This is a genomic window from Methylocella tundrae, from assembly GCF_901905185.1.
Classification (GTDB): Bacteria; Pseudomonadota; Alphaproteobacteria; order Rhizobiales; family Beijerinckiaceae; genus Methylocapsa; species Methylocapsa tundrae.
On the sequence record NZ_CABFMQ020000108.1, the window covers coordinates 1 to 3,795 of the forward strand.

A 3,795-nucleotide genomic window follows, 5' to 3' on the forward strand; every position below is an offset into this window, starting at 1 on the left:
TATAACGGACCGCAATCATCCGCGGCCGGGATCGCAATCATCGCAAGTTCCGGCCCACAATCATTGCAACTAGGCCCGGCGCTTGGGACCACAATCATTGCAACTGGACCCACATTGATTGCAACCGGATCGCAATCGAGCCAGATGGGACCACGCTCATTGCAACTGGCCGAGGCCGCGGCCGCGATCGCGCAAAGAACGCCTTGCTGCCTTTGCAGAGCATAGACAGAGTGACGGGTTTTATGACAGATTATCCGGCGTAAATTGGCAGGTCTGTTCCTGTCACTTAACCGGTCGTTTGCGTGACATGTTGATTGGCTACATGCGCGTCTCCAAGGCGGATGGCTCGCAGAGCCTCGACCTGCAACGCGACGCCCTTGCCGCCGCTGGCGTCGAGCCCTCGCGGCTCTATGAGGATTTTGCCTCGGGGCGGCGCGATGATCGTCCAGGGCTCGATGCCTGTCTGAAGAGTTTACGCGAGGGCGACACGCTTGTTGTCTGGAAGCTGGACCGGCTCGGCCGCAACCTCCGCCATCTGGTCAATATCGTCCACGACCTGACCAAGCTGGAGGCCGGCCTCAAGGTTCTCGCCGGCCAGGGCGCCTCGATCGACACGACGACGGCGAATGGGCGGCTCATGTTCGGCTTTTTCGCCGCCCTGGCGGAATTCGAGCGCGAACTCATCGTCGAGCGCACCAAGGCGGGCCTCGCGTCGGCCCGCGCCCGCGGGAGGAACGGCGGCCGTCGATTCAAGATGACGGCGAGTAAACTCCGCCTCGCGCAAGCCGCCATGGGGAGGCCCGAGACGAATGTCGCGGAGCTTTGCGAAGAGCTCGGCATCACGCGGCAGACGCTCTATCGGCACGTCGGCCCGAAAGGCGAGCTGCGGCCGGACGGGATCAAGGCGCTCGGCCATCGCCTGGAAAAAGCACCTTCGGCCGAGGCGAACGCCTGACATGCGGCGCAAACAGCCTTCCGGCGAGACGCTGGTCCTGCTGCGCCGGAGGCTCGAGGAGTTGCCGCCACGCTCCGAGGAGCGCCAGCATCTGATCGAGGACTGCGCCCATTTGCATGGCGTTTCCACGGACACGATCTATCGCGCGCTCCGCGATCAGTTCAGGCCGCGAGCGCTGCGCCGGCGCGATCAAGGAAAGCCGCGCAAGGTCGCGCGCGACGACATGGAGCGGTACTGCGAGATCATCGCCGCGCTCAAGGTCCGCACGACCAACGCCAAGGGCCGCCATCTCTCGACCAACCGCGCGCTCGAGATCCTGGCCGATTACGGCGTGGAGACCCCGCAAGGATTGGTGCGGCCGCCGGCGAATATGCTGACCAAGACCACGGTCAATCGGTATCTCCGGGCCTGGGGATACGATGACGCCCGGCTGCGGCAGCCGCTGGTGGCGGTTCGCTTTCAGGCGGAGCACAGCAACGACTGCTGGCAGTTCGACGCGTCGCCCTCGGATCTCAAGCATGTGCCGGCGCCGTTGTGGATCGAGGAAGGCCGCGGGCCGCCGACCTTGATGCTGTTCAGCGCGGTCGACGATCGAAGCGGCGCGACCTACCAGGAGTACCGGTGCGTCTACGGCGAGGATGCCGCCGCTGGTTTACGCTTTCTGTTCAATGCCATGGCGCCAAAGGAAGAGGCCGGTCTGGTGCTTCAGGGCGTTCCGAAAATGATCTATGCCGATAGCGGCCCGATCAGTAAATCCCGCGTCTATCGCGACGTCATGGGCCAACTCGGCGTCGACGCGAGGGTTCACATGCCCAAGGATTCCGACGGCAGGCGCGTGACGGCCAGGTCCAAGGGCAAAGTCGAGCGCCCATTTCGAACGGTCAAGGAAGCGCATGAGACGCTGTACCATTTCCATAAGCCGGAGAACGAAGCCGAGGCCAATCTCTGGCTACGGCGCTATCTGGTCCAATATAACGATCAACGTCACCGGGCCGAGACGCATTCGCGATCCGAGGATTGGATCAAGAACCTGCCGGCCGAGGGATTTCGGACCATGTGCTCATGGGAACGGTTCTGCGCCTTCGCGCGTGAGCCGGAACGGCGCAAGGTCGGCGTCGACGCCCGCGTTCAGACCGCCGGCGTCCTGTACGAGGTTGATCCGGATCTCGCCGGCGAAATGGTCACCTTGTGGTGGGGGCTCTTCGATCAGGAATTGTTCGTCGAACACGATGGGACGCGCTTCGGACCCTACGGCCCGATCGGCGGGCCGATCCCGCTGCACCGCTACCGGAGTTTCAAGAAGACAAAGACCGAGGAGCGGATCGGCCGGATCGAGGCGCTGGCCGCCACACTGGGATTGCCGCGCGCGGCGCTCTCTGGAACCGTCGAGCTGACTCCGCTTGGTCCGGCGGCGGCGGCGCCATCGGTTCCGTTCAAGGATCCCGATCCGTTTCAAGAATTCCGCTTCCCTACCGTGCTCGCGGCCAAGCTGGCGATCGCCGATTATCTGGCGACCCCGCTGGCTCGGCTGAGCCAGGAGGATCGCGCCTATATCGACAGCATTCTGACCGGGACGCTGGAACGCCGCGCGATCATCGAATGCGTCCGCGGCTATTTCCGGCGCCGGCGCCGCGAATCGACGAACGGGGCAGATCATGCGGACTGAAGTGATGGAGTATTATGGCCTCGTTCGTTCCTTGCGATCCGCCGGCTACTACGAGACGGCGCATCACAAAGAGCTGCTGCGAAATGTCAAGCACGCCATCTACAACGGCAAGCTGGTGGTGCTGAGCGGGGTCATCGGCGCTGGCAAGACCGCGGCTTTGTCGCAGCTTCAGGATGCCCTCGGCAAGGAAGATCGCGTGCTGGTCGCGACTTCGGTCTCCGTCGAGAAGAGCCGTGTCGCCCTCGGCGCGTTGATTACCGCGCTTTTCTGCGATCTCTCGCCGGAGAAGGACTTGAAGATCCCGAAATCGGGCGAGCTGCGCGACCGCGCGCTGCGCAATCTGGTGAAGAAGCGCAAGAAGCCGGTGGTCTTGTTCGTGGACGACGCTCATGATTTGAGCCGGAATACGCTGGTCGCTCTCAAACGGCTGATCGAGCTGGTCGAAGGCGCCGGCGCCAAGCTCTCGGTCGTGCTGGCGGGGCATCCCAGGCTGCGCAACGAGTTGCGCGACCCCGCCATGGAGGAGATCGGGTACAGGACAGCGATCTATTCGCTCGATGGCGTGACTGGGAGCCAGCGCGAATACATGACTTGGCTGATCGACGCCTGCGCGGCCGATGGCGTCGGCATCGACGATATCCTCGAACCTTCCGCCGTCGACCTCCTGGCCTCGAGGCTGCGCACGCCGCTGCAGATCGAACAGCATCTCACGCTTGCGCTGGAAACCGGATTTCAGGCGAACGAGAAGCCAATCAGCGAGGCGATCGCCGATTCCGTCCTGTCAAAACAGATCGATGGCGTCGAGGCCACGCTTACCCGCAACGGGTATACAACCAAGGTGCTGACCGAGATGCTCGGCGTCAAATCCAGCGAGCTTCGAGCCCTCTTCAAGCAGGAACTCGGCGCGGAGCGCGCGCGCGACCTCAAGGAGCAAATGCTGGCCGCCGGTCTGCCGGTTTGAGCGACACTCGAACGATCGGATCGCGATCGATTCTTCTGCCTCGGTCAGTTGCAATGATTGTGGTCCCGGCGGACTCGATTGCGGTCCGGTTGCAATCAATGTGGGTCCAGTTGCAATGATTGTGGTCCCGAGCGCCGAGGCTAGTTGCAATGATTGTGGGCCGGAACTTGCGATGATTGCGATCCCGGCCGCGGATGATTGCGGTCCATTACA

Annotated in this window: 3 protein-coding genes; all 3 read left to right on the forward strand. The window is 63.1% G+C overall.

From position 1 onward, the window contains the following. Positions 1 to 307 precede the first annotated feature (307 nt). The 3 genes from MPC4_RS16270 to MPC4_RS16280 are packed head-to-tail and all read left to right on the forward strand — an operon-like array spanning position 308 to position 3,582. Positions 308 to 955, forward strand: a complete 648-nt coding sequence (locus MPC4_RS16270) for a recombinase family protein (RefSeq protein ID WP_174513440.1) — start codon at positions 308 to 310, stop codon at positions 953 to 955. A 1-nt stretch (position 956) separates the two neighbouring features. Further along, positions 957 to 2,621 (forward strand): IS481 family transposase, encoded by a 1,665-nt coding sequence (locus MPC4_RS16275; RefSeq protein ID WP_174513441.1) that lies wholly within the window; start codon positions 957 to 959, stop codon positions 2,619 to 2,621. Beyond that, a complete protein-coding gene (locus tag MPC4_RS16280; RefSeq protein WP_174513442.1) occupies positions 2,611 to 3,582 on the forward strand; it encodes an ExeA family protein in 972 nt (323 codons plus the stop codon). The genes MPC4_RS16275 and MPC4_RS16280 overlap by 11 nt, the downstream gene beginning before the upstream one ends. Positions 3,583 to 3,795: the final 213 nt, after the last annotated feature.

What these genes read in the sequence shown, in the direction of transcription:
- MPC4_RS16270 (WP_174513440.1), top strand. Translation starts at nt 308, where the DNA reads ATGTTGATTGGCTACATGCGCGTCTCCAAGGCGGATGGCTCGCAGAGC.
- MPC4_RS16275 (WP_174513441.1), top strand. Translation starts at nt 957, where the DNA reads ATGCGGCGCAAACAGCCTTCCGGCGAGACGCTGGTCCTGCTGCGCCGG.
- MPC4_RS16280 (WP_174513442.1), top strand. Translation starts at nt 2,611, where the DNA reads ATGCGGACTGAAGTGATGGAGTATTATGGCCTCGTTCGTTCCTTGCGA.